Origin of the sequence: Paenibacillus sp. G2S3, from assembly GCF_030123105.1 — a bacterium.
In the GTDB taxonomy this organism is placed as follows: domain Bacteria; phylum Bacillota; class Bacilli; order Paenibacillales; family Paenibacillaceae; genus Paenibacillus_AQ.
The window spans coordinates 1186304-1206774 of the sequence record NZ_CP126095.1; the positions used below are offsets into that span (position 1 = coordinate 1186304).

Annotated in this window: 18 protein-coding genes; 15 read left to right on the top strand and 3 right to left on the bottom strand. The window is 42.1% G+C overall.

Features of this window, described 5'->3' with window-relative positions; translation table 11 throughout:
• The 5 genes from QNH28_RS05180 to QNH28_RS05200 all read left to right on the top strand — a co-directional run bounded on the left by QNH28_RS05180 (position 1) and on the right by QNH28_RS05200 (position 5600).
• Positions 1 to 1428, top strand: coding sequence for a YlbE family protein (locus tag QNH28_RS05180; RefSeq protein ID WP_283910449.1), 1428 nt, complete (start codon positions 1 to 3; stop codon positions 1426 to 1428).
• Positions 1429 to 1526: 98 nt separating this feature from the next.
• Positions 1527 to 2672: an ankyrin repeat domain-containing protein gene (locus QNH28_RS05185; RefSeq protein WP_283910450.1), complete on the top strand. Its 1146-nt coding sequence runs from the start codon at positions 1527 to 1529 to the stop codon at positions 2670 to 2672.
• Between the two features lie 31 nt (positions 2673 to 2703).
• Positions 2704 to 3654 carry a carbamate kinase gene (gene arcC / locus QNH28_RS05190; RefSeq protein ID WP_283910451.1) on the top strand — a complete coding sequence of 317 codons (951 nt, stop codon included), beginning with the start codon at positions 2704 to 2706 and terminating at the stop codon, positions 3652 to 3654.
• A 23-nt stretch (positions 3655 to 3677) separates the two neighbouring features.
• Entirely contained in the window at positions 3678 to 5132 is a 1455-nt protein-coding gene (locus QNH28_RS05195) for a cytosine permease (protein ID WP_283910452.1), read from the top strand.
• A 15-nt stretch (positions 5133 to 5147) separates the two neighbouring features.
• Positions 5148 to 5600, top strand: a complete 453-nt coding sequence (locus QNH28_RS05200) for a nucleoside deaminase (protein ID WP_042124600.1) — start codon at positions 5148 to 5150, stop codon at positions 5598 to 5600.
• 65 nt (positions 5601 to 5665) lie between these two features.
• Here QNH28_RS05200 and QNH28_RS05205 read toward each other — a convergent pair whose 3' ends face one another.
• Positions 5666 to 6538, bottom strand: coding sequence for an alpha/beta hydrolase (locus tag QNH28_RS05205; protein WP_283910453.1), 873 nt, complete (start codon positions 6536 to 6538; stop codon positions 5666 to 5668).
• Between the two features lie 121 nt (positions 6539 to 6659).
• Here QNH28_RS05205 and QNH28_RS05210 point away from each other — a divergent pair, with 121 nt between their 5' ends.
• The 7 genes from QNH28_RS05210 (at position 6660) to QNH28_RS05240 (ending at position 14047) form a co-directional block, all read left to right on the top strand.
• Complete coding sequence (locus QNH28_RS05210; RefSeq protein ID WP_283910454.1) at positions 6660 to 7895, top strand: Zn-dependent hydrolase; 1236 nt, start codon at positions 6660 to 6662, stop codon at positions 7893 to 7895.
• A gap of 741 nt (positions 7896 to 8636) precedes the next feature.
• Positions 8637 to 9614, top strand: coding sequence for a ring-cleaving dioxygenase (locus QNH28_RS05215; RefSeq protein ID WP_283910455.1), 978 nt, complete (start codon positions 8637 to 8639; stop codon positions 9612 to 9614).
• Between the two features lie 17 nt (positions 9615 to 9631).
• Complete coding sequence (locus QNH28_RS05220; protein ID WP_283910456.1) at positions 9632 to 10237, top strand: flavin reductase family protein; 606 nt, start codon at positions 9632 to 9634, stop codon at positions 10235 to 10237.
• 165 nt (positions 10238 to 10402) lie between these two features.
• On the top strand, positions 10403 to 10978 hold the full coding sequence (locus QNH28_RS05225; protein WP_143812169.1) for a TetR/AcrR family transcriptional regulator: 576 nt from the start codon (positions 10403 to 10405) through the stop codon (positions 10976 to 10978).
• A 68-nt stretch (positions 10979 to 11046) separates the two neighbouring features.
• Positions 11047 to 11916: an NAD(P)-dependent oxidoreductase gene (locus tag QNH28_RS05230; RefSeq protein ID WP_283910457.1), complete on the top strand. Its 870-nt coding sequence runs from the start codon at positions 11047 to 11049 to the stop codon at positions 11914 to 11916.
• Between the two features lie 69 nt (positions 11917 to 11985).
• Entirely contained in the window at positions 11986 to 13038 is a 1053-nt protein-coding gene (locus QNH28_RS05235) for an LLM class flavin-dependent oxidoreductase (protein WP_283910458.1), read from the top strand.
• 40 nt (positions 13039 to 13078) lie between these two features.
• Positions 13079 to 14047, top strand: coding sequence for an alpha/beta hydrolase (locus QNH28_RS05240; RefSeq protein WP_283910459.1), 969 nt, complete (start codon positions 13079 to 13081; stop codon positions 14045 to 14047).
• 156 nt (positions 14048 to 14203) lie between these two features.
• Here QNH28_RS05240 and QNH28_RS05245 read toward each other — a convergent pair whose 3' ends face one another.
• Positions 14204 to 14743 carry an NADPH-dependent FMN reductase gene (locus tag QNH28_RS05245; protein ID WP_042124617.1) on the bottom strand — a complete coding sequence of 180 codons (540 nt, stop codon included), beginning with the start codon at positions 14741 to 14743 and terminating at the stop codon, positions 14204 to 14206.
• Between the two features lie 281 nt (positions 14744 to 15024).
• Between QNH28_RS05245 and QNH28_RS05250 the strand changes: the two genes are divergently transcribed.
• The 3 genes from QNH28_RS05250 (at position 15025) to QNH28_RS05260 (ending at position 18855) form a co-directional block, all read left to right on the top strand.
• Complete coding sequence (locus tag QNH28_RS05250) at positions 15025 to 15477, top strand: MarR family winged helix-turn-helix transcriptional regulator (RefSeq protein ID WP_283910460.1); 453 nt, start codon at positions 15025 to 15027, stop codon at positions 15475 to 15477.
• A gap of 11 nt (positions 15478 to 15488) precedes the next feature.
• The gene (locus tag QNH28_RS05255; protein WP_283910461.1) at positions 15489 to 16700 is read left to right on the top strand and encodes an MFS transporter; all 1212 of its coding nucleotides are present in this window, start codon (positions 15489 to 15491) and stop codon (positions 16698 to 16700) included.
• A 385-nt stretch (positions 16701 to 17085) separates the two neighbouring features.
• Positions 17086 to 18855 carry a M3 family oligoendopeptidase gene (locus QNH28_RS05260; RefSeq protein ID WP_283910462.1) on the top strand — a complete coding sequence of 590 codons (1770 nt, stop codon included), beginning with the start codon at positions 17086 to 17088 and terminating at the stop codon, positions 18853 to 18855.
• On the opposite strand, the gene QNH28_RS05265 is transcribed toward QNH28_RS05260, so the two are convergent.
• Complete coding sequence (locus QNH28_RS05265; protein ID WP_283910463.1) at positions 18852 to 20432, bottom strand: bifunctional metallophosphatase/5'-nucleotidase; 1581 nt, start codon at positions 20430 to 20432, stop codon at positions 18852 to 18854. The genes QNH28_RS05260 and QNH28_RS05265 overlap by 4 nt on opposite strands.
• Positions 20433 to 20471: the final 39 nt, after the last annotated feature.

The window sequence follows — 20471 nt, forward strand, 5'->3', positions numbered from 1 at the left end:
ATGAGTAAAATCAATGAACTTTTTACGAATAAACTAAATGTCATAAATGTAGGCATTGAGAACTTTAGAGATGATTTGTTAAAACAAAACGCGAATGTAACTCACTTGGAGTGGACGCCGCCAGGCAGAGGGAATCCAGAATTAATTGCTGCGCTGGATAAGCTTGAAGACCCAAGTGTTACAGATAAGATTGAAGCTGCTAACAAAGAGGCTGTTGAGCGAATTATTAACTCGCAACCGGTACTGATTGGCTTTGACCAAGCGATCAATGTGGTTCCTGGTATGACGAAAAATACGATTTTACATGCTGGCCCGCCAATCACTTGGGAACGAATGAATGGTCCGATGAAAGGTGCGGTAACAGGGGCTATTGTATTTGAAGGACTTGCCCCCAATATTGAAGAAGCAGCTGTACTAGCTGCGTCTGGAGAGATTGTTTTCTCGCCATGTCATGAACATAACTGTGTTGGTTCCATGGCTGGTGTAACATCGGCTTCCATGTTTATGCATATTGTTGAGAATAAAACGTATGGGAATATTGCCTATACAAATTTAAGTGAACAAATGTCCAAAATCCTTCGGATGGGTGCGAATGACGAGAGTGTTATCCAGCGTTTGATTTGGATGCGTGATGTATTGGGTCCTATTTTGAGAGATGCGATGAAGCTAAATCCAAATGGCATTGACTTGCGCTTAATGTTGTCACAAGCCCTTCATATGGGCGACGAATGTCATAACCGAAATGTAGCTGGAACAACCCTGCTCATCCAAGCGCTAACGCCTTATATTATCCAAACCAATTTCACCGTTGAACAGAAAAAAGAAGTGTTTGAATTCGTTAGCAGCAGCGACTATTTCTCAGGTCCGACATGGATGGCGCTTTGTAAATGTGCCCTTGATGCTGCGCATGGCATTGAGAATAGTACCATTGTTACCACAATGGCTCGCAACGGAGTGGAATTCGGTATTCGCGTGAGTGGAATCGCTGGAAACGTGTGGTTTACAGGTCCTGCACAACAAGTAATTGGACCTATGTTTGCTGGTTATAAACCAGAAGATTCTGGTCTTGATATTGGAGACAGTGCGATTACGGAGACCTATGGAATTGGCGGATTTGCTATGGCAACTGCACCGGCCATTGTTTCGCTTGTAGGTGGTACCGTTGATGATGCAATCAGCTACACCACAAAAATGGCAGAAATCACAACCACTGAAAATCCTAACGTGACGATTCCAATGCTTGACTTTATAGGGATTCCAACAGGTATTGATATTCAAAAAGTTATTCAAACAGGAATTATGCCGATTATTAATACAGCCATTGCACATAAAGATGCGGGGATTGGAATGATTGGTGCGGGTATCGTTAATCCTCCAATCGAAGCTTTTGAACAAGCATTACTTGCATTAAGTGAAAATATTAAATAAGAAGAGGGCTAACTTGCTTAGCCCATGATTCTTATTTCGAACTAGATGAACACACGTGCTAGGTTGTGAAGGAGTGAACAAATTTGGATAATCTATCCTTGAATACAAAACTTATTGAGGCGAGTGAACAGGGAGAACTGGCTTCTGTTGAGACACTATTAAATGAAGGTGCCAGTGTTGATTATAAAGATGCTGCAGGGCGAACAGCGTTAATGGCGGCAACTCAAAACAATCAAATCGCGATTGCTAAAAGATTAATAGAAGCAGGAAGTGACGTAAACACTAGAGATATTACACAGCTCTCACCGTTTATTTGCTCAGCAGCAAATGGCTTTTATGAAATCCTGCGTCTCATGATTGCTGGTGGAGCTGATCTGAAGAGCGTGAATCGATTTGGTGGAACAGCGCTGTTACCATCGAGCGAAAAGGGTTACTTAAAAACCGTAGAAGTGTGTATTGATGCTGGGGTTCCAGTGAATCATGTCAACAACTTAGGCTGGTCAGCCCTCCTCGAAGCAGTCATATTGGGAAATGGCGGACGACTATATTCTGACATTATTGAAGCGCTAGTTCATGCGGGGGCAGATGTGCATTTGCCTGATCGAGATGGGCTCTCATCCCTACAACGTGCCGAAGAGAATGGTCAGCATAAAGTCGTGAAGATTCTAGAACAAAGCTTCCCAGAAACTAACGAATATGTGAAGCAGGCAAAGGCTCTTGCTAACAACGATCAATATGAAGAAGCTATATCTGTCATAAGCAGGGCGCTGGAAGTGGATGCTGATAACCTGGATTTCATCTATTATAAAGGTTATTTCTTGCAGGAATTAAAGAGATACGAAGAGGCACTTCAATGCTATGAAAGCGTTTTATCTATGGATCCTGCTAATTTAGAATTTTATTTCTACACAGCGAATTGTTTAAGACTGTGGAAAAAACCGGAGGAAGCTCTTCAGGAATATGATAAAGCCTGTCAGTTAGCGCCTAATGAAACGTTCTATCGCTACCACAAATCTAATTATTTAAGAGAACTTGGGCGACACGAAGAAGCAGTTATCGAGATGGATAAGCTGCTAGCGCTTCAGCCGAATAGATATGACTTCTCCTTCCATAAGGCGAACAGTCTAAGATCGCTTGGTAAGCATAAAGAAGCTATTGAGGCTATCGAGAACGCAATTAAGAATGATCCAACGAATCCGTTATACCACTCACACAAAAAGCAATCTCTTGAATTACTCGATTAGAGCATGAGAATTGCAGCATAGGAGGCATCAGATGAAAGAAACTGTGATCGTTGCTATTGGCGGAAACTCATTGGTCAAGGAAAATGGCCTGGATTCAATTCATGACCAATCTGAAGCAGTAAAAGAAGTTGTCGTTAATATTGTTGATATGGTGCAAGAGGGCTACAATGTCGTCGTTACACACGGTAATGGACCGCAGGTAGGATTTGGGCTAAGAAGATCTGAAATTGCACATGAAATTGCCGGCATGTCTCCTGTTCCACTAGTAAATTGTGGGGCCGATACACAAGGGGGAATCGGTTATTTAATTCAACAAGCTTTAATTAATGAATTCGCAGTTAGAGGGATCCATAAGAATGTGGCTACGGTTATTACGCAAGTTGAAGTAAGCTCAGAAGATCCTAACTTCAAGAATCCGACGAAGCCGGTAGGATCTTTCTTTTCCCAAGAACAAGCGGAAGAAATGAAAAAAGAACATCCGGAATGGAGCTTTGTAGAAGACTCTGGTAGAGGATACCGTAGAGTAGTTCCATCCCCAAGACCTATAGATATTGTAGAGAAAGATGCGATTAAGTCATTAATCGATGGGGGCTTTGTCGTAGTTGCTGCAGGCGGTGGAGGTATTGCAGTCGTGAAGTCTGATGATAACACGTACAAAGGTATCGATGCAGTCATCGATAAGGATTTTGCTACGAGTCTTTTAGCAGAACAGATCCATGCGGAGACATTAATTATTACAACGGGAGTGTCTAGAGTTTGCATCAACTATGGTAAGCCGAATCAAAAGGAACTTTCCAAAATGACGATTGATGAGACTAAACAATATGTGCTAGAAAATCACTTTCCAGCAGGAAGCATGCTGCCTAAAATTGAGGCGAGTTTAAGCTTCTTAGAGAAAAGCGGAACGCGAGTTATTATTACGAATCCGGAAAGCTTGAAGGATGCGATTAATGAACAGGCAGGCACTCATATCGTGAAGTAGTTTAAGCGAGGGGAAGTGTAGATATGGATCAAGCAAAATTGGAACAAAATTATGATAGGTACAAATCATACGGTTACGGTGAGGAATTACTGCCCAAAAAGCCTGAGCAAAGAGACTGGGGGATGTCCAACTATATAACCCTCTGGATGGGCGCTGTTCATAATATTATGTCGTATATGACAGTAGCAGGTTTCTTCGTCCTAGGGCTGGATACAACACAGGTGCTCTTTGCCGTTATGCTTTCAGCCATTATTGTCTCCGCATTTTATGCTTTAAATGGGTATTCTGCCTCTAAATATGGGCTGCCATTCGCGATGTTGCTTCGTGATTCATTTGGGGTAAAGGGAGCCATTATACCTGCATTAATACGAGGACTTGTTGCCGGATTAGTATTCTTTGGAACCACAACCGTTGTAGGTGCAGAATCATTAAATGTTATATTTGCTAGATTTATTCCAAATTATATGGAGTTAGGCGGTGGCTTCACACTCTTCGGCTTAGCATTCCCGACAATGATCTCCTATGCAATTCTTTGGACAGCAACGGTTTTATTGTTCTTAGGTGGAATGAAAACATTAGGTAAGTTCGGTAACTGGTCATCCCCAGTAGTGTATGTGTTTATTATTGGTGCTGCTGTTTGGGCGATCAAGATTGCTGGTGGGTTTGGGCCAATTTTAGAGTATGTACCAGCGAACCCAAGTTCAAGTCCACTAGTCTTTATTGCTTGCGTGAGTGCATTGGTATCTAACTGGGCGGGTCCTGTTGTGAATATGTCGGACTTCACGCATCGTGCGAAATCACCAAGAGCGGCAATGATTGGATTACCAGTAGGGTTTATCCTGTCTTATATTCTTTTCGCCATCACTTGTGTGGCTTTAATCGCGGGGACTGAAATTGCGTTTGGTGAACCGATCTTCAATATCGTACATGCCATTGATAAAATTGAAAACACTTTCGCGGTTGTTGTATTGATTCTAGCGCTAAACGTAGGAGCTATCGCCTTCGTAGTGTTTGCAAACTTATTACCAGCTGGATTGCAAATGTCATCCCTTTTCCCGAAAAAATTCACTGTAAAGACTGCGGGTGTATTGACAGCTGTTGTTGGTACTTTGATTTTGCCATGGAAGCTTGTAGAAGGTACGACGACCTTATTTTTCTTTTATAGCTTTATTGGGTCCATCTTTGGTCCAATTGCGGGCATTATGCTTTCAAGCTTTTTTATTCATCGGAAAAGAGTATTAAATCTTGATAATATCTATGTCCCAGCAGGCAGCAATGGTGAATATAAGAATGGTTACAATCCTGTTGCGATGGCTGTTCTAGCAGTCAGCTTCATTCTTCCTATGTCAGGTGCATTTCTTAAGGGTGTCCCCTTCCTAGTTAGGATGAATGATTTTGCTTTCTTTAGTGGCTTAATTGTTTCGTTTGTTCTATACACCATCTTTAGCAAAACACTAAAATCATCCCATTTAAACTAGAGGAGGAATTTTGAAATGGATTACATGAAATTGGCCGTAGATGCAACGATCGAGGGTATGAATAAGAAATTTGGTGGCCCGTTTGGTGCAACGATTGTTCGAGGTGATGAAGTGATTGCAGCGGTTAGCAATACAATGATGAGAGACACGGATCCTTCTGCACATGCAGAAATGGTAGCTATCCGAGAAGCTTGCAAAAAGCTAGACACGATGGACTTATCGGATTGCGTAATTTATGCCACCTGTGAGCCGTGTCCAATGTGTATGGGTGCTATCATTTGGTCAGGGGTTAAGGAAGTTCATTATTGCAGCACTAGAGATGATGCGAAAGAGCATGGCTTCTCAGACATTCACCTTCGCGAATATTTTGTGGGTCATGATGAGAGTGTTGTTAATATGATTAAAGTGGAAGCTAGAGAGGATTGCGATCATTTATGGACGCATTTCCACGAATTAAACAAGAAATAATTCAGGCTGTCTCCTATATTTTCCGGCACTATTTTAGTGCCGGATTTTCCTGTTCTTTTACAGACCTACTCGGCAAGATGAAGCTGAAGAAAATCAATTACCTGATGAAGAGCTTTTTGCACAACAGGGTTATCGAAATCTTTTTCAAATACATGTTCTCCGTTAGGAATAGTAATGAGCTTTGCCGGTACGCCTTCTTTTACTAGCGCAGCTCTCATGAATACGGATTGTTCATACGGCACATCTACATCGTTCGTTCCGTGCAATAACAATGTAGGGGGGAAGTCTTTAGTTACATGATGAATAGGACAGAATTTGAGGAGTTCTTCCTTATGTAATGAAGGATTTAAGCCTGTGACTTCTTGGATCCATTGACCGGATTGTCTAGCATATAAATAGAGAAGAAAACGCTCGTCAACGCTTGCGTTCGTAATGATTTGATCGGACACTGTACTTTTTGCAATCTCTTTGGAGACGATATCTTTTTCACAATAGAATTTACTTGGTTCGAGTGCCCATGGTGCACTAATATCGCCATATCCATAGAAGGAAACAATCGCACGAGGCTTAAGGGTAAACGTTCCTGTACATAGTGCAAGGAATCCACCTGCCGAGCTTCCCACCACAGCAATCCTTGAGGGATCAATGGAGAATTGTTCAGGTCCTTCATTCGCTAACCAAAGAAGGCTATCTTGGACATCTTCAAGAATGTCAGAAAGTGTTGATCTAGGAGCTAATCTATAATCAATTGAAAATAGCGCAAAGCCATTATTGGTGTAAAGCTGTATCATTTCCTCGGAAAGATCTTCTCGATCACCCCAAAGTAGGCCGCCTCCGTGAATATATACAATAGCAGGGGCATGGGTACGGTTTGTTTCATAAAAATCAGCTTTAATTGTAAATTGATCATTTTCTTTAAAAATAATAGTCTTTTTCATAGCTATCCATTACACCTCATCAAGTAAGTAGTTTTTAAAGACTAGCACTACCTCTATTGTATATCATTCACGAATTTTGATGAAACCATAATCATGAATACCCAGGATTGGAGATACTGGCATGGATAGAAAGAGAAGATATCAGGCATTATTTGATAATATTAATCAATATAACTCGGGTGAGAAGGGCATCACTAGAATTGCCTATACAAATGAAGAGCAGACATGTACGAGTGCTTTTATGCGGATGTGTAAGGCTGAAAATTTAGATATCCGGATGGATCATTGCGGAAATGTGATTGCTAGAAGAAATGGGAAGATAGAAGGGCTCCCACCCGTTGTAATGGGCTCTCACTTGGATACGGTATATCAAGGTGGGAAGTACGATGGTGTAGTAGGTGTAACGGCTGCCTTGGAAGTGATCAAACGTCTAAACGAAAAAGGGATTGAAACGGATCATCCGATCGAAATTATTTCATTTGCCTGTGAAGAATCCTCACGGTTTGGTATTTCAACAGTAGGCAGCAAAGTAATGGCAGGGTTATTTCAGAAGGAGAAATACAAAGATTTAAAGGACAAAGATGGGGTTACCATGGAAAAGGCATTTTCGCTATGCGCATTAGATTACAACAGTATTGATCAGGCGAGTAGAAGGAATGAGGAATTAAAAGCGTTTTTTGAATTACACATCGAGCAAGGCCCTGTACTTATAAACAATAATAATAGAATTGGAATTGTGACTGGAATTGCTGCACCTGTGAGACTGTATATTCAAATATCAGGGAAAGCATCCCACTCCGGGACGACACCTATGAATATGAGAAAAGATGCTTTTCTGGGTGCTTCAGAAATAGCACTAGAGCTTGAGAAAGCAGCCAAACTGGAACAAGAATTTGGAACGGTTGCGACCCTCGGGGTGATAGAGATCTTGAATGGCGCTATGAACGTGGTTCCGGGAGAGGTAGAAATTAAAATTGATATCAGATCTACTTCCGTGGCATCCAGGCAACGTGTGTTAGACCATTTATATCAAACGATCTCCTCAGTACAAGAAAGCAGACAACTTGAAATTGTGAGTACGGAAATCATCTCCGAGGAACCTGTCCTATTATCGGATGAGATCAGTCATGTTCTAGAGTCCATTTGTGAAGAGAGGGGGATATCCAATCAACGTATGATCAGTGGGGCAGGGCATGATGCCATGAACATGAACAAACTTTGCCCAGTAGGACTTATCTTTGTGCCCTCCGTTGATGGACTTAGTCATCACCCCAATGAGTATACGGATTTAGATGATATTATTATGGGGATTGATATTCTAGAAGAAGCAGTTCTTCGTTATGCGTGCATTAGATAACCTTTTTTTGTAAAAAACAAAGCCTTTTCAAACATAAAAATAACATCTACTGCACTTTCTGCAATCAAACTATTTGGAAATGCGCTAATTAAATAGCGTTTTTATAGATTGATTGTACAGAATACAACAGAACTATAATTCAGCACGATTTTTTAAATTTCTGTTGCACAATGCAACGACCCAACCAGAACGGAGCATTAAGGACCACTTGGTCATGTGTAACGGACTCAGACACAGCTATTTTCACATTTTGAGGCTTTTGGGGAGAGTTGCGGACTCGGGTGACGTTAATCGTCAAATTCAGGGGCGATATTGTGTGTTTTCAGTCCAATAAAGTCTCTGGAGTCCGAACGCATTGCTGGTCAGGTAATAGATGAACATAAGGATAAGGTAGAAGCATTCTGGAAAATAACGGCGTAGTAGCAAAGAGCTACTCCGTTATTTCTGCATTTACAGATCAGCCTTCAACGGAAAGCAGTTTGTTCTTTATTGCGGCTGGTTGACAATAGTATGGGGTCTGTGTTAAATTTATCTTAAGTTAAAGATATTTAACATAAAGGTAATTTACAGAAGGATGTTGTGATTGTCATCAGAACGAAGCTTTTAAGGAATTTTTATTTAAGGGTTGTGTCACTGACTATTTTTTTAACTGATATCTTAACATTAAGATAATTCAATTATTCTTTCTTAAACTAGGGAATTATATTACAAAATCAAACTAAACTTTAGGAGTGTATAATCATGAGAAATTTAAAAGGGATTCACCACGTTACAGCCATCACAAGCAGCGCAGAGAAAAACTACGAGTTCTTTACTTACGTATTGGGAATGCGTTTAGTGAAGAAGACCGTCAATCAAGACGATATACAAACGTATCACTTGTTTTTTGCAGATGATAAGGGCAGTGCCGGAACGGATATGACGTTTTTTGACTTCCCTAACATCCCTAAAGGTGTACACGGAACCAATGAGATCGCCAAGACATCCTTCCGGGTACCAACTGATGCTGCATTAGACTACTGGGTAAAGCGTTTTGATCGTCTGGATGTGAAGCATACCGGAATTAAAGAGCAGTTTGGCAAAAAGACTTTATCCTTCGTAGATTTTGATGATCAACAATATCAGCTTATCTCCGATGAATTTAATGAAGGGGTCGCATCAGGTACACCATGGCAAAAAGGACCGATTCCTTTAGAGTTTGCGATAACTGGTTTGGGACCGATCTTTGTACGTATAGCTGACTTCAGCTATTTTAAAGAAATGTTGGAAAGAGTCATGTTGTTTAAAGAAATCGGTCAGGAAGAGGCTTATCATTTATTTGAAGTCGGCGAAGGCGGAAACGGTGCGCAAATAATTGTAGAGCATAACGAGGACTTACCGAATTCGCGTCAAGGTTTTGGAACTGTTCACCATGCGGCTTTCCGAGTAGAGGATCGTGCCATGCTAGATGAGTGGACTAAGCATTTTGAAGACTTTGGATTCCGTACCTCAGGTTATGTGGATCGTCATTTCTTCGAGTCGCTGTATACACGTGTTGCTCCACAAATCCTGTTTGAGCTTGCGACAGATGGACCTGGATTTATGGGCGATGAGGAATATGAAACGGTTGGAGAAAAGCTTTCATTGCCACCATTCTTGGAACTTAAACGTGAGCAAATCGAGAAATTAGTACGCCCTATTGATACCGTTAGAAGCACGATTGATTTCGTGAAAGAGTGAAGAAGGAGCTGGGGAGATTGATTTCGATTGATCCGAAGCAAAATAGTGAGCGGGAAAATTATAAATTATTAATTGGTACTGTAATTCCTAGGCCCATTGCTTTTGTTACTACACAATCAGAAGATGGCATTTTGAATGGTGCGCCCTTTAGCTATTTTAATATCGTCTCGTCTAATCCTCCAATGGTTTCACTGTCTATTCAAAGACCAGCGGGGCGATTAAAAGATACAGCCCGTAATATCTATAACAATCATCAGTTTGTTGTGCATATTGTAGATGATGAGAATGTTGGGAAAATCAATCAAACCGCTGCTTCATTGCCAAGAGCAGAAAGTGAAATTGAACTTGCCAATCTTACACCGGTCAAAAGTAAAAATATAGCTGTACCTGGTGTATTGGAAGCAAAGGTTCGAATGGAATGTAAGCTTGTACAAGCGATACCTCTAGGAGCAGAAGAACCTGGGAGTGATTTATTCATTGGCGAAATTGTTCAGTTTCATATCGATGAATCGATTTACCAGGAGGGGCGGATTGACCCTAGAGCCTTAAATGCAGTAAGTCGTTTAGCGGGAGCTAATTACGCTACGATTGGTGAGATTTTTGAAATTGAAAGACCCAAATAATAAACTAAGACCTGTTCGTAAGCGATGAAGCCTACCGAGCAGGTCTTTTTGTGGGCTAATTATAGTTCATCAGCTATGCCAAGCAAAACGTAAGGTTTTCTCTCGAAGTTTATCTGGACTGATCGTTCCAAATATGTTATATTGCCATTACGGGAGGTGTTACTCATGGCAAGGACAAGAGAGTTTAACGAGGATCAAGCACTACATCAAGCGATGCTGTTGTTTTGGAAAAAGGGTTATGAGGCAACAAGCATACCGGACTTGCTGCAGGTTATGGGCATTAGCCGATCTAGTCTTTACGATACTTTTTCTGACAAGCAAACGTTGTACATTGCCGCACTGGAACATTACAAAAAGGTTAGCTTCAATAGACAGGTCATTCTTGAACGGGCGTCAAGCGTTAGAGCAGGGATTCAACAATTTTTTGAGCAACATATTACTTCAGCGTACGATACGAGTCTACCCGGCGGGTGTTTTGTAACGAATGCAGCTACAACACTAGAGTCGCGGGATGAAAAAATAAATGAATTGATAAAGACTAGTTTTTTGAATTTAGAACAGGCTTTTTGCGAGCTTTTGGAAAAAGGCCGACAATCAGGCGAAATTGATAAAACTACTGATGTCAAAGCGTGGTCTTATTTATTGCTGAATTTACATCAAAGCATAAATATTATGGCAAAAGCAGATCAAGATCAGCAACGTGCCAAAGAGATGATAAGCTTTGTAATTGCAGGAATATAATTTTTTTTGGTTATTCTGGAACGATCGTTCCGTTATTCTAAATCATCCTTAATGCGGAGAAGAGACTTATGAAAATATCGTTTATCGGGCTTGGGAAAATGGGCTTTCCAATGGCCCAAAATTTGTTGGAAGCTGGTAATGAATTAATCGTTTTTAATCGTACTCGTGAAAAAGCGCAACCCCTAATAGATCAGGGAGCGCATTATTCCGAGACACCGTTGGAGGCAGCACAAAAGAGCGATATGGTCATAACCATGCTTTCTGACGATGCCGCTTTGAAGGAGATTGTTGAGGGTCCGAATGGAATTTTGAATGGATTATCAGAAAAAGGAATTCACATATCTGCCAGTACGATCAGTGTAGAGCTGGCTCGGAAATTATCCGCGGCGCATGCGGAGAGAAAGCAATACTTTGTGTCTGCCACAGTGCTGGGGCGTCCGGATGCCGCTAAAGCAGCTAAATTACGCATCATTTTGGCAGGTCCGGAGCAAGCCAGACAACAGTTAATTCCTGTTTTAGAACAATTAGGTCAGGAAATATTCGAGATTGGGGATTATAGCGAAGAAGGAAATGTTGTGAAAATAGGCGTAAACTTTTTAATTGCTTCTATGCTGGAAGCTTTATCAGAAACGCAGCTGATGGTAGAAAAGTATGGCATAGAGTCAGCCCGTTTTATGGATGTGGTGAATGCTCTTTTTCAATCTCCCTTATATCGGAACTATGGGGCGATAATGACAGAACAGCGGTTTGAACCAGCTGGTTTTAAAATGATGCTAGGGCTGAAGGATGTTGCACTGGCTATAGAGGCAGCGCAGTCCGTCCAAGCTCCTCTACCTTTGGGCCAACTTATTCATCATCATTTATCTGAAGGAATAGCCCATGGTTATGGTGAGATGGATTGGACAGCTTTAATCCGTTATCTAGAGCATTCTTCTTAAAAAATAGGGTTTCCCCAAATCTCTGTTGGTCGTAGTGCAGGAGAAAAATTAAAAGAGGTGTGATAAATCATGGAAATAGGTGTTACTTCGTTCGTAGAAACAAAGCCTGATATTGAGACTGGAATTGTGATGAGTCACGCACAGCGATTACGAGAAGTAGTCGAAGAAATCGTCCTTGCGGATCGGGTAGGACTTGATGTTTTTGGTATTGGTGAGCATCATCGTGAAGATTATGCAGCTTCTTCACCAGCAATCGTGTTGTCCGCTGCTGCGTCCTTAACTAAACGGATTCGCCTGACTAGTGCTGTGACGGTCCTTTCATCTGCTGATCCTGTACGTGTGTTTCAGGATTTTGCTATGCTTGACGGCATCTCCAATGGACGTGCCGAGATTATAGCGGGCCGGGGTTCATTCGTTGAATCCTTTCCGTTGTTTGGTTATGGCTTACATGACTATGATGAGCTATTTAATGAAAATATCGAACTGCTTATGAAAATACGGGAATCCGAGAAAGTAACATGGAAGGGAGGCCATCGGCCAGCCATTCATAATTTGGGCGTGTACCCGCGGCCCGTCCAGAACTCTTTACCTATATGGATTGGCAGCGGAGGTACGCAAAGCTCCACCGTGCGTGCAGGACTTTTGGGTCTGCCATTGATGTTGGCGATCATTGGCGGGAATCCAATGAATTTTGCGCCGCTTGTAGAGCTGTACAAGAAGGCGGCGGCCCGCGCTGGACATGATGTATCGAAGCTTCAGGTGGGATCTCATTCGATTGGTTTCGTCGCAGAAGATACGGAACGGGCAGCAGATATCTTTTTTCCATCTACCCAGTACGGCATGAACAAGCTCGGCAAAGAGCGAGGATGGTCGTATTACGACCGCTCCAGCTATGATGCGGCCCGAAGCTTTGAGGGCGCATTGTACGTTGGAGATCCGGAAACAGTTGCTCAGAAGATCATTCATCTACGGAAGCATGTAGGTATAACACGCTTTATGATGTATGTTCCACTAAGCACGATGCCGCATGAACTTGTGTTGCGGGCTATAGAACTGCTCGGAACGGAGGTTGCTCCACGAGTACGAGAGGAAATTGCCAAGTGGGAAGCTGAGAAGGAATAAGGATTATACAAGCAATCATTATTGTATTGGAGGGATTTTCATGAGTATCGATAAACGTATACTACCAGAATTAATAGAGGCATATTCACAATTTCCAGGGTTTCAATTGGAAGAGAATTTAGAGTGGAGCAGAAGTTTAGTGTCGGGTCCGCCAGTGAAGAGGTCAGAGCATGTAAACACAACCAGTCGAAAAATTCCGGGTGTTGCAGGGGAGATGCTGGTAAAAATTTATGAACCTGCTGGGCGAAATGCTGACAAGCTTCCAGCAATGTTGTGGATTCACGGGGGCGGATACGTGTTAGGACATCCTGATATGGACGACGAGTTGTGTGAACGCTTTGTTCAGACGGCTAGATGTGTTGTCGTGTCGGTTGATTATAGGCTGGCCCCCGAGCACCCCTATCCAGCTGCAATCGAAGATTGTTATGCTGGCTTGGTATGGATGACGGAGGAGGCGGAATCGCTTGGCATTGATGAGAATCGGGTTGCGATTGCTGGTGCAAGCGGTGGCGGCGGGCTGACAGCAGCACTTGCGCTGATGGCACGAGATAAAGGTGGACCATCCATTATCTTTCAGATGCCGTTGTACCCGATGCTCGACAACCGTAACATTACGCCATCAAGCCATGAGATTACGGAAGAAGGCGCAATCTGGAACCGGACGGACAACTTAACGGCTTGGAACATGTACCTGGGCGAGGAGAACGATGGCAGTGGGATATCTTCCTATGCGGTACCATCGAGAGCGGAGAACTTAGCAGGACTGCCACCAACCTATACATGTGTAGGCCAGCTTGATCTATTCCGAGATGAGACGATCGAATATGTAACACGACTTGCGCAAGCAGGTGTAGATGTCGAATTTCACCTGTATCCCGGATGCTTTCACCTTTTCGAAATATTCGTTCCAGAAGCGGAAGTGAGTCAGCGCGCCGTTCAGAGCTATATGGATGCGATGGCCCGGGCACTTCATCCCAAAAACTACCCCTCCACAAGCGAAGGCTATTAATAATGCAAACACAAACCACATGATCATTGCTCCTTGTTGTAAGGTGGTCATTTCATCACACGAAAAATACACCCCCTAGAATCGACCGGACAAACCATAGGTTTATCCAATGTCTATTCCAGGAGGTGTATTTCATAGTATTAAAGCGGGTTAATCTTAACGCAATGTTTTGAGCGCGCCACTCCAAGCCAATACTTGATCAAGCATGCCATTTACATTGGTAAGGTGCAGGTCTGCTGGTTTGAATACAGAACCGTTCTCGAAATCAGTGAACAGGGATAGGGCAGGATGTACACGTACGTCTGCTACAGACAGTTCTCCCAAAATTCCACGTAAATGCTCAGCTGCACGAGCGCCACCTACAGAACCATAACTCACGATACCCGCTGCTTTGTTGTTCCAAGCTTCACGTGCATAATCGAGTGCATTTTTCAGTGATGCGGAAATACTGTGATTGTATTCTTGAACGATAAATACGAAACCGTCTAACGTAGCAAGCTTTGTATTCCAAGCAGTTGCTTGCTCAGTAGCATCTACTTCTCCCATTAGTGGAAGTTTGAAGTCCGCGATATCCACGATCTCATAATTAGCATCTCCACGTGCATCTGCTACCTTTTTAACCCATTCTCCTACTTGTGGGCTTAAACGACCTTGACGAGTACTTCCCAGAATAATTCCGATGTTTAATTTAGACATTGTATGTTCCTCCTCGATTTTTGTTCTACCAAATAGTTTGGCTAGAAATCCCATGAATTACACAACCTTCAGATAAATAATATTAAGCGTGTTACGCTCTAGTTGTCTTTAAGTTAAGTATCTTTAACATGAGATAATAATATCGTGTTTAGTTTACTTTGTCAAGCAACTTAATAATAGTTAGTTTATAATTTTGTCTCACCTTTACAAATTTAGTTGTTTGGAATATAATTGTCTAAGCAACTATTTAAAATGAAGATGAAAAGAGAAGAGGGCTGATCATGACGACAACGCATAACCAATCCGAACTTACGTTAGGGTTTATGATGGGAACGACTTATCGTAAATTAAGCGCGTTATTCCAAAATGGGCTAAAAGAATATGATATAACACCTGAGCAATGGTCAGTGCTTTTTCAAGTCGACAGAACGGAAGGGCTGATTCAGAAGGATATAGCGAAGCGTTCCGGTAAGGATAAACCAACTACGACGCGAATTCTGGATCACTTGGAGGGAAAAAGCCTGGTCTATAAAAGAACAGGGGAGAATGATCGGCGTTCTTTTAAGGTTTATATTACGGAAAAAGGAAGAGCTTTGATTAAGGAGACCTTTCCTATTGAATATCAGGTTACAGATGAGATTATGAACTGTATTTCCAGTGATGAATATGAGCTGCTCATGGGGTTGCTGCTAAGAATAAACAATCATATTGATCAAATAAATGATGGAGAGTAGGAACGTAACTTATGCCAGAACAACAAGAACTACGTACGAAGCTTTGGACCAAATCTTTTATTGCTTTAACAATTAGTGCTTTATTTTTATTTATGAATTTACAGATGCTGCTATCTTCATTTCCGTCTTATGTAAAAAGTGAATTTCAAGCCGGAGATATTATGGTCAGCTTGGTTACAAGTGTGTTTGCACTAACAGCGATTGCTTCACGTTTTATGACTGCTTTTCTGATGCGGAGGGTTAGCCGCAATGTTCTATTATATATTGGCTTAGCCATCGCGGCCGCCATAACGGGTCTCTATGTGGCAGCAGACTCAATCGGGTCACTACTGTTGATGCGTGTAGGTTATGGGATTGGATTCGGGATTGCCAGCACGATTATCCCCACGATTGTCTCCCAGATTATCCCCAGCAAAAGAATGGGCGAAGGGATCGGCTATTTTGGTTTATCTACCAGTCTTGCGATGTCGATTGGTCCTATGATTGGCTTGAACGTAATGAAGCAATCGGGATTTGGAACACTGGCGATGATCGGAACATTCACCTTGCTCCTTGCCTTTCCAGTCCTATTTTTCTCACGTTCGCTTCCAGCTGTACCGAAAAAACAGCCTATTGAGCGATCCATTGTACCATCCAAACCACTCAAGGTTCCTTTTAATACAAAGTTAGTATTACCTGCAATACTGAATGTCCTGATCGCGATCACTTACGGGGGATTGCTTAGCTTTATCGCTTTGTTCGGTGAATCGGTGCATTTAGAGCAAGTGGGGTTGTTCTTCTTATTTAACGCGATTACGATCATCATTATTAGACCTATCTCCGGCAGATTATTTGATAAAAGAGGTCCCGCTGCTGTTCTGATTCCCGCAGCGGTTTGTGTCGTCGCGAGCTTAACGGTGCTCTCGTATACAACATCCATGCCAATGCTCATTGTATCCGCATTGCTCTATGGACTCGGCTTTGGAGCTATTCAGCCAACTATACAGGCATGGATGCTTCGGACATCTACACCTGCACAGTATGGTATGGCAAACAGTATGTTTTATAACTCAACAGATTTAGGGGTAGCGAGTGGGGCCATCATTCTTGGGGCGATCTCGGCAGCATCCAATTATGGGATGATGTACCGTTATTCTGCTGGGTTCATGGTGCTGTTCCTAATTATTTATATTGGGATTCAGATTACTAAGGCCAGAAATAACCCTTCAGCTTTAAGTCAATAAGGGATGATTTCAGATTAAGCTAATCTTTAGGTACTATTCATATCGTTTTAAGCTAAGGGGGTTATAGTAATTACATAACCCCCTTAAATATAGACCTTGACCCTGCCGGACGTTGGCAGGGTCCTTTTTTTGTTGATTAAGAGGGTAGAGATCGTTAGATTAAGCCAATCTTTATCTACTATTCATATTCTTTTAAGCTAAGAGGGTTATAGTAATCACATAACCCCCTTATAATATAGACCTTGACCCTGCCATACGTTGGCAGGGTCCTTTTTTTATGTTCTTGCGCATCCCGAAAACATAGGTAGTATACAGATTTTATCCACTAAGGACGGTATAATGAAGAAATCAGGGATGGCCAAAGAAGTAGAGGAGAGGTTCACGAATGAATATGACATGGAATCTGGATAGCTTATATCCTTCCTTTGAGTCGGAGAAGTTAAGACGGGATCGCGAGCTACTCGGTCAAATTATTATAGATTTAAAAGCCTGGGCTGAGGGCAATCTAAAGCATGAGGGTGTTTCCGTCGCAGCGATCGAGGACTTTCTAAGGCTCTACAACGATTATAAAAGCGTATATATATGTTTATTAGCCTATGCAGAGTTAACGCTTAGTGCAGACAGCAGTTCTGAGGAAGCCATGAATCTTGCTGATGATATTGAACATGTAAGCTCAGAGATTGCTGGGGTAGTTGCAGGTTTTAAACGTTGGATTAGTACTTGTGATCAAATAGATGAGCTTATCGTTAGCTCAACTTATCTTCTGAAACATCAATTTTATTTGAAGGAGCTTCTTCTGCAATCCCGTTATGTGTTAAATGAGGAAGTGGAAGTTGCGATTGCCAGAATGCAGAGCACGGGTTCCAAAGCGTGGGGAAGGCTCTACATGGAGAGCGTATCGAGTACACTAGCAGGTGTGATGGTACAAGGGGAAACTAAGAAAGTAACGCTTGCGGAACTAAGGGGCATGGCCTATGAGAATAACGCTAAATTAAGAAAAGCAGCTTATGAAGCCGAGGCTGAAGCTTGTGGTCATATTGCTGGGGTTTGTGCAGCTTGCATGAATGGAATAAGTGGTGAAGCGCTAACGATTTATGGTATGCGTGGATATCAATCTTCTCTGGATAAGGTGTTAGTGGCTTCGAGAATGGACAATGAAACTTTATCAGCTATGCTCGCCGCTCTTCGGGAGAGTTTGCCAGCCTTTCATACCTATTATCAAAAGAAAGCCGAACTGCTGGGACATTCCACAAAGCTGCCTTTTTACGATATTTTCGCACCGATTGGCGAAGAAGGTGTGAAAATTTCTTATGAAGACGCTCAAAAAACAATCGTATCGAGCTTTGCAACTTTTAGCAACGAATTGGCCAATTTAGCTCAAAGGGCTTTTGATCAGCAATGGATTGATGCAGAACCAAGAGCGGGCAAGGGTGGTTATGGGCTCTGCTTAGATATTTTTCCGATAGGCGAGAGCAGAATCATGACACAGTTCACTGGAAATGCTATAGATATTAGTATCCTTGCCCATGAGCTCGGCCATGCATATCATAGCTCCTGTCTGGGAAATGAAACGATGCTTAACACAGATTATCCGATACCGATTGCCGAAACGGCTTCGATCTTTTGTGAGACGATCGTAAATCAGGCACTACTTACTAATTCGACCAAGAAGGAAGCGCAGCTTCTATTGGAGAGAAGTATTTCCGATGCTGGGTATTATCTTGTAGACTTCTATGCCCGTTATTTATTTGAGCTTGAATTATATGAGAGAAGAGCATTCGGTCCGTTGCCTGTTCAAGAGCTAAATGACTTGATGATTGCTTGTATGATGGAAGCTTATGGTGAGGGCATTGATCCTGACACAATCCATCCGTACATGTGGATGAACAAGGCCGGATATTTTATGGCTGGTTATGAATTTATGAACTTCCCGTATTCTTTCGGACTGTTATTCGCTAAAGGACTCTACTCAGAATATTTAAAAAAGGGCGAGGAGTTCGTCGCCCGATATGGTCAGTTTCTTAGTGCTACCAGCAAGCATAATATTGCAGATATAGCGAAGTTTATGGATATTGATGTGCACTCCATTGATTTTTGGAGAGGTGCTTTAAAGCTGATTGAAACTGATATTGAGGCATTCATCAGCACAACCTAAACAACTCTCCAGTTGTGATTACAGGTAGCTTCAATTTGGCCGCGTTTTTCAATGTAATTCGTGACAATTTCAGACATGTCGATCAGTACTTCTTTGACAATCGGCTTGCCTTTATACATCTCATAATCTCCGCCACCGCTTGCTCTATAGTTGTTCATAACAACATCATATTCCTTAGAGTCCTCTACAGGCTGTCCACGATACAGCAGATGGAGGACTCTTTTGCCTACAGGTTTATTGATATGAAGCTCGTATTGTATACCTTCCCACATATCATAATTGTAATGTTGCGATTTAGGTTCTACATAAGCAGGGTTAATAATTACATTTCCCTCAATATCCTTTTGAAAATAGTTGGCGGTTTGTTCCAGTGCCTCTTTTATATCTTGTCCGGTCAGTCTTAGTACAGTTAGCGTGTTAGGATAAATGAAGTTGGAAAGAATGTCTCTCCGTGTAATGGTGTTACCGAAACCCTTGCAATCGTTACTGAGTAAAGCGGCTGTCGAGATCTCTACACCTGTAGCCTCCATTTGTACCTTATTCATGAATTCTATAAAGGGATGGTCAGCCAATCGGCATTCATCCGCACTAGAAATAGAAAGGTCACCGATAACTGTACCTATTCGCTCATCCAACCAGGCTTCTGTTTCTGATTCAAGCGTGCTGCTAAGCTCTAGAATTGTATCGTCTACAGGGGTCTTTTCGTCCACAGCAAGAAGCTCGGCTTGTTTACTCTTAATCTTCCAACGTTCGTTTTCTTTTTGAAAGACTACTGAAAGCTTACCGAGGGACTGTCCATTACAACCAGGCTGTATGATCGTCACACCATTTAGCTCGCTAGCTATGAAGCGATGCTGATGTCCGGTAATTAACACATCTAAGCCTTCAACCTCTGTGCACATTGCATAGGCCTGATTCTCTCCAGTTAGTCTCTCTACAGGTTCACCACTAAGGAGGTCGCGCTCGAATCCGCCATGATAAGCTACAACGAGTAAATCGGGCTGTTCTTCTTCTCTTATAGTTGCACACCAAAGCTTTACAGTCTCTAACGAATCCTTAAATTGAAGTCCTTCTATATAGACAGGATTCTCCCAGTGGGGAATGTAATGTGTGGTAACTCCTAGAATGGCTACTTTGATTTTTTTGTCTACCCATTTGATGATATAGGGTTTACCAAATGCAGGTTTACATGTTGCACTATCTATAATTCCAGCAGATAACCAAGGAAATTTGGAATCTTGAATAGCTTTATTTAGCAGTGGCTTACCAAAATTAAATTCATGGTTGCCAATAATTGCAGCGTCATATTTCAATTCGTTTAGTAGAGCTATGCCTGGATTTAATTCGTCACTGTACTGTGTGGCTGCATAATAAGCTAGCGGTGTACCTTGAATAAGATCACCGTTATCGAGAAGTATTAGCTCCGGACAATGGGATCTTTCTTGTTTAATAAGGCTAGCGATTGTTGCTAAGCCTTTTTGTCGTTTCTCACCCGTGCGGTAATCAATGGGCCCTAAATGCCCATGTAGATCACTTGTTATGAGGATTTCGCAGGTTAAGATGTTGTCTTTATTCATGGGTAGCCTCCTACGGATAATAAGTTCAGACCTCATTCT

What these genes read in the sequence shown, in the direction of transcription:
- QNH28_RS05180 (WP_283910449.1), top strand. Translation starts at nt 1, where the DNA reads ATGAGTAAAATCAATGAACTTTTTACGAATAAACTAAATGTCATAAAT.
- arcC (WP_283910451.1), top strand. Translation starts at nt 2,704, where the DNA reads ATGAAAGAAACTGTGATCGTTGCTATTGGCGGAAACTCATTGGTCAAG.
- QNH28_RS05195 (WP_283910452.1), top strand. Translation starts at nt 3,678, where the DNA reads ATGGATCAAGCAAAATTGGAACAAAATTATGATAGGTACAAATCATAC.
- QNH28_RS05200 (WP_042124600.1), top strand. Translation starts at nt 5,148, where the DNA reads ATGGATTACATGAAATTGGCCGTAGATGCAACGATCGAGGGTATGAAT.
- QNH28_RS05205 (WP_283910453.1), bottom strand. Translation starts at nt 6,538, where the DNA reads ATGAAAAAGACTATTATTTTTAAAGAAAATGATCAATTTACAATTAAA.
- QNH28_RS05210 (WP_283910454.1), top strand. Translation starts at nt 6,660, where the DNA reads ATGGATAGAAAGAGAAGATATCAGGCATTATTTGATAATATTAATCAA.
- QNH28_RS05215 (WP_283910455.1), top strand. Translation starts at nt 8,637, where the DNA reads ATGAGAAATTTAAAAGGGATTCACCACGTTACAGCCATCACAAGCAGC.
- QNH28_RS05225 (WP_143812169.1), top strand. Translation starts at nt 10,403, where the DNA reads ATGGCAAGGACAAGAGAGTTTAACGAGGATCAAGCACTACATCAAGCG.
- QNH28_RS05230 (WP_283910457.1), top strand. Translation starts at nt 11,047, where the DNA reads ATGAAAATATCGTTTATCGGGCTTGGGAAAATGGGCTTTCCAATGGCC.
- QNH28_RS05235 (WP_283910458.1), top strand. Translation starts at nt 11,986, where the DNA reads ATGGAAATAGGTGTTACTTCGTTCGTAGAAACAAAGCCTGATATTGAG.
- QNH28_RS05240 (WP_283910459.1), top strand. Translation starts at nt 13,079, where the DNA reads ATGAGTATCGATAAACGTATACTACCAGAATTAATAGAGGCATATTCA.
- QNH28_RS05245 (WP_042124617.1), bottom strand. Translation starts at nt 14,743, where the DNA reads ATGTCTAAATTAAACATCGGAATTATTCTGGGAAGTACTCGTCAAGGT.
- QNH28_RS05250 (WP_283910460.1), top strand. Translation starts at nt 15,025, where the DNA reads ATGACGACAACGCATAACCAATCCGAACTTACGTTAGGGTTTATGATG.
- QNH28_RS05255 (WP_283910461.1), top strand. Translation starts at nt 15,489, where the DNA reads ATGCCAGAACAACAAGAACTACGTACGAAGCTTTGGACCAAATCTTTT.
- QNH28_RS05260 (WP_283910462.1), top strand. Translation starts at nt 17,086, where the DNA reads ATGAATATGACATGGAATCTGGATAGCTTATATCCTTCCTTTGAGTCG.
- QNH28_RS05265 (WP_283910463.1), bottom strand. Translation starts at nt 20,432, where the DNA reads ATGAATAAAGACAACATCTTAACCTGCGAAATCCTCATAACAAGTGAT.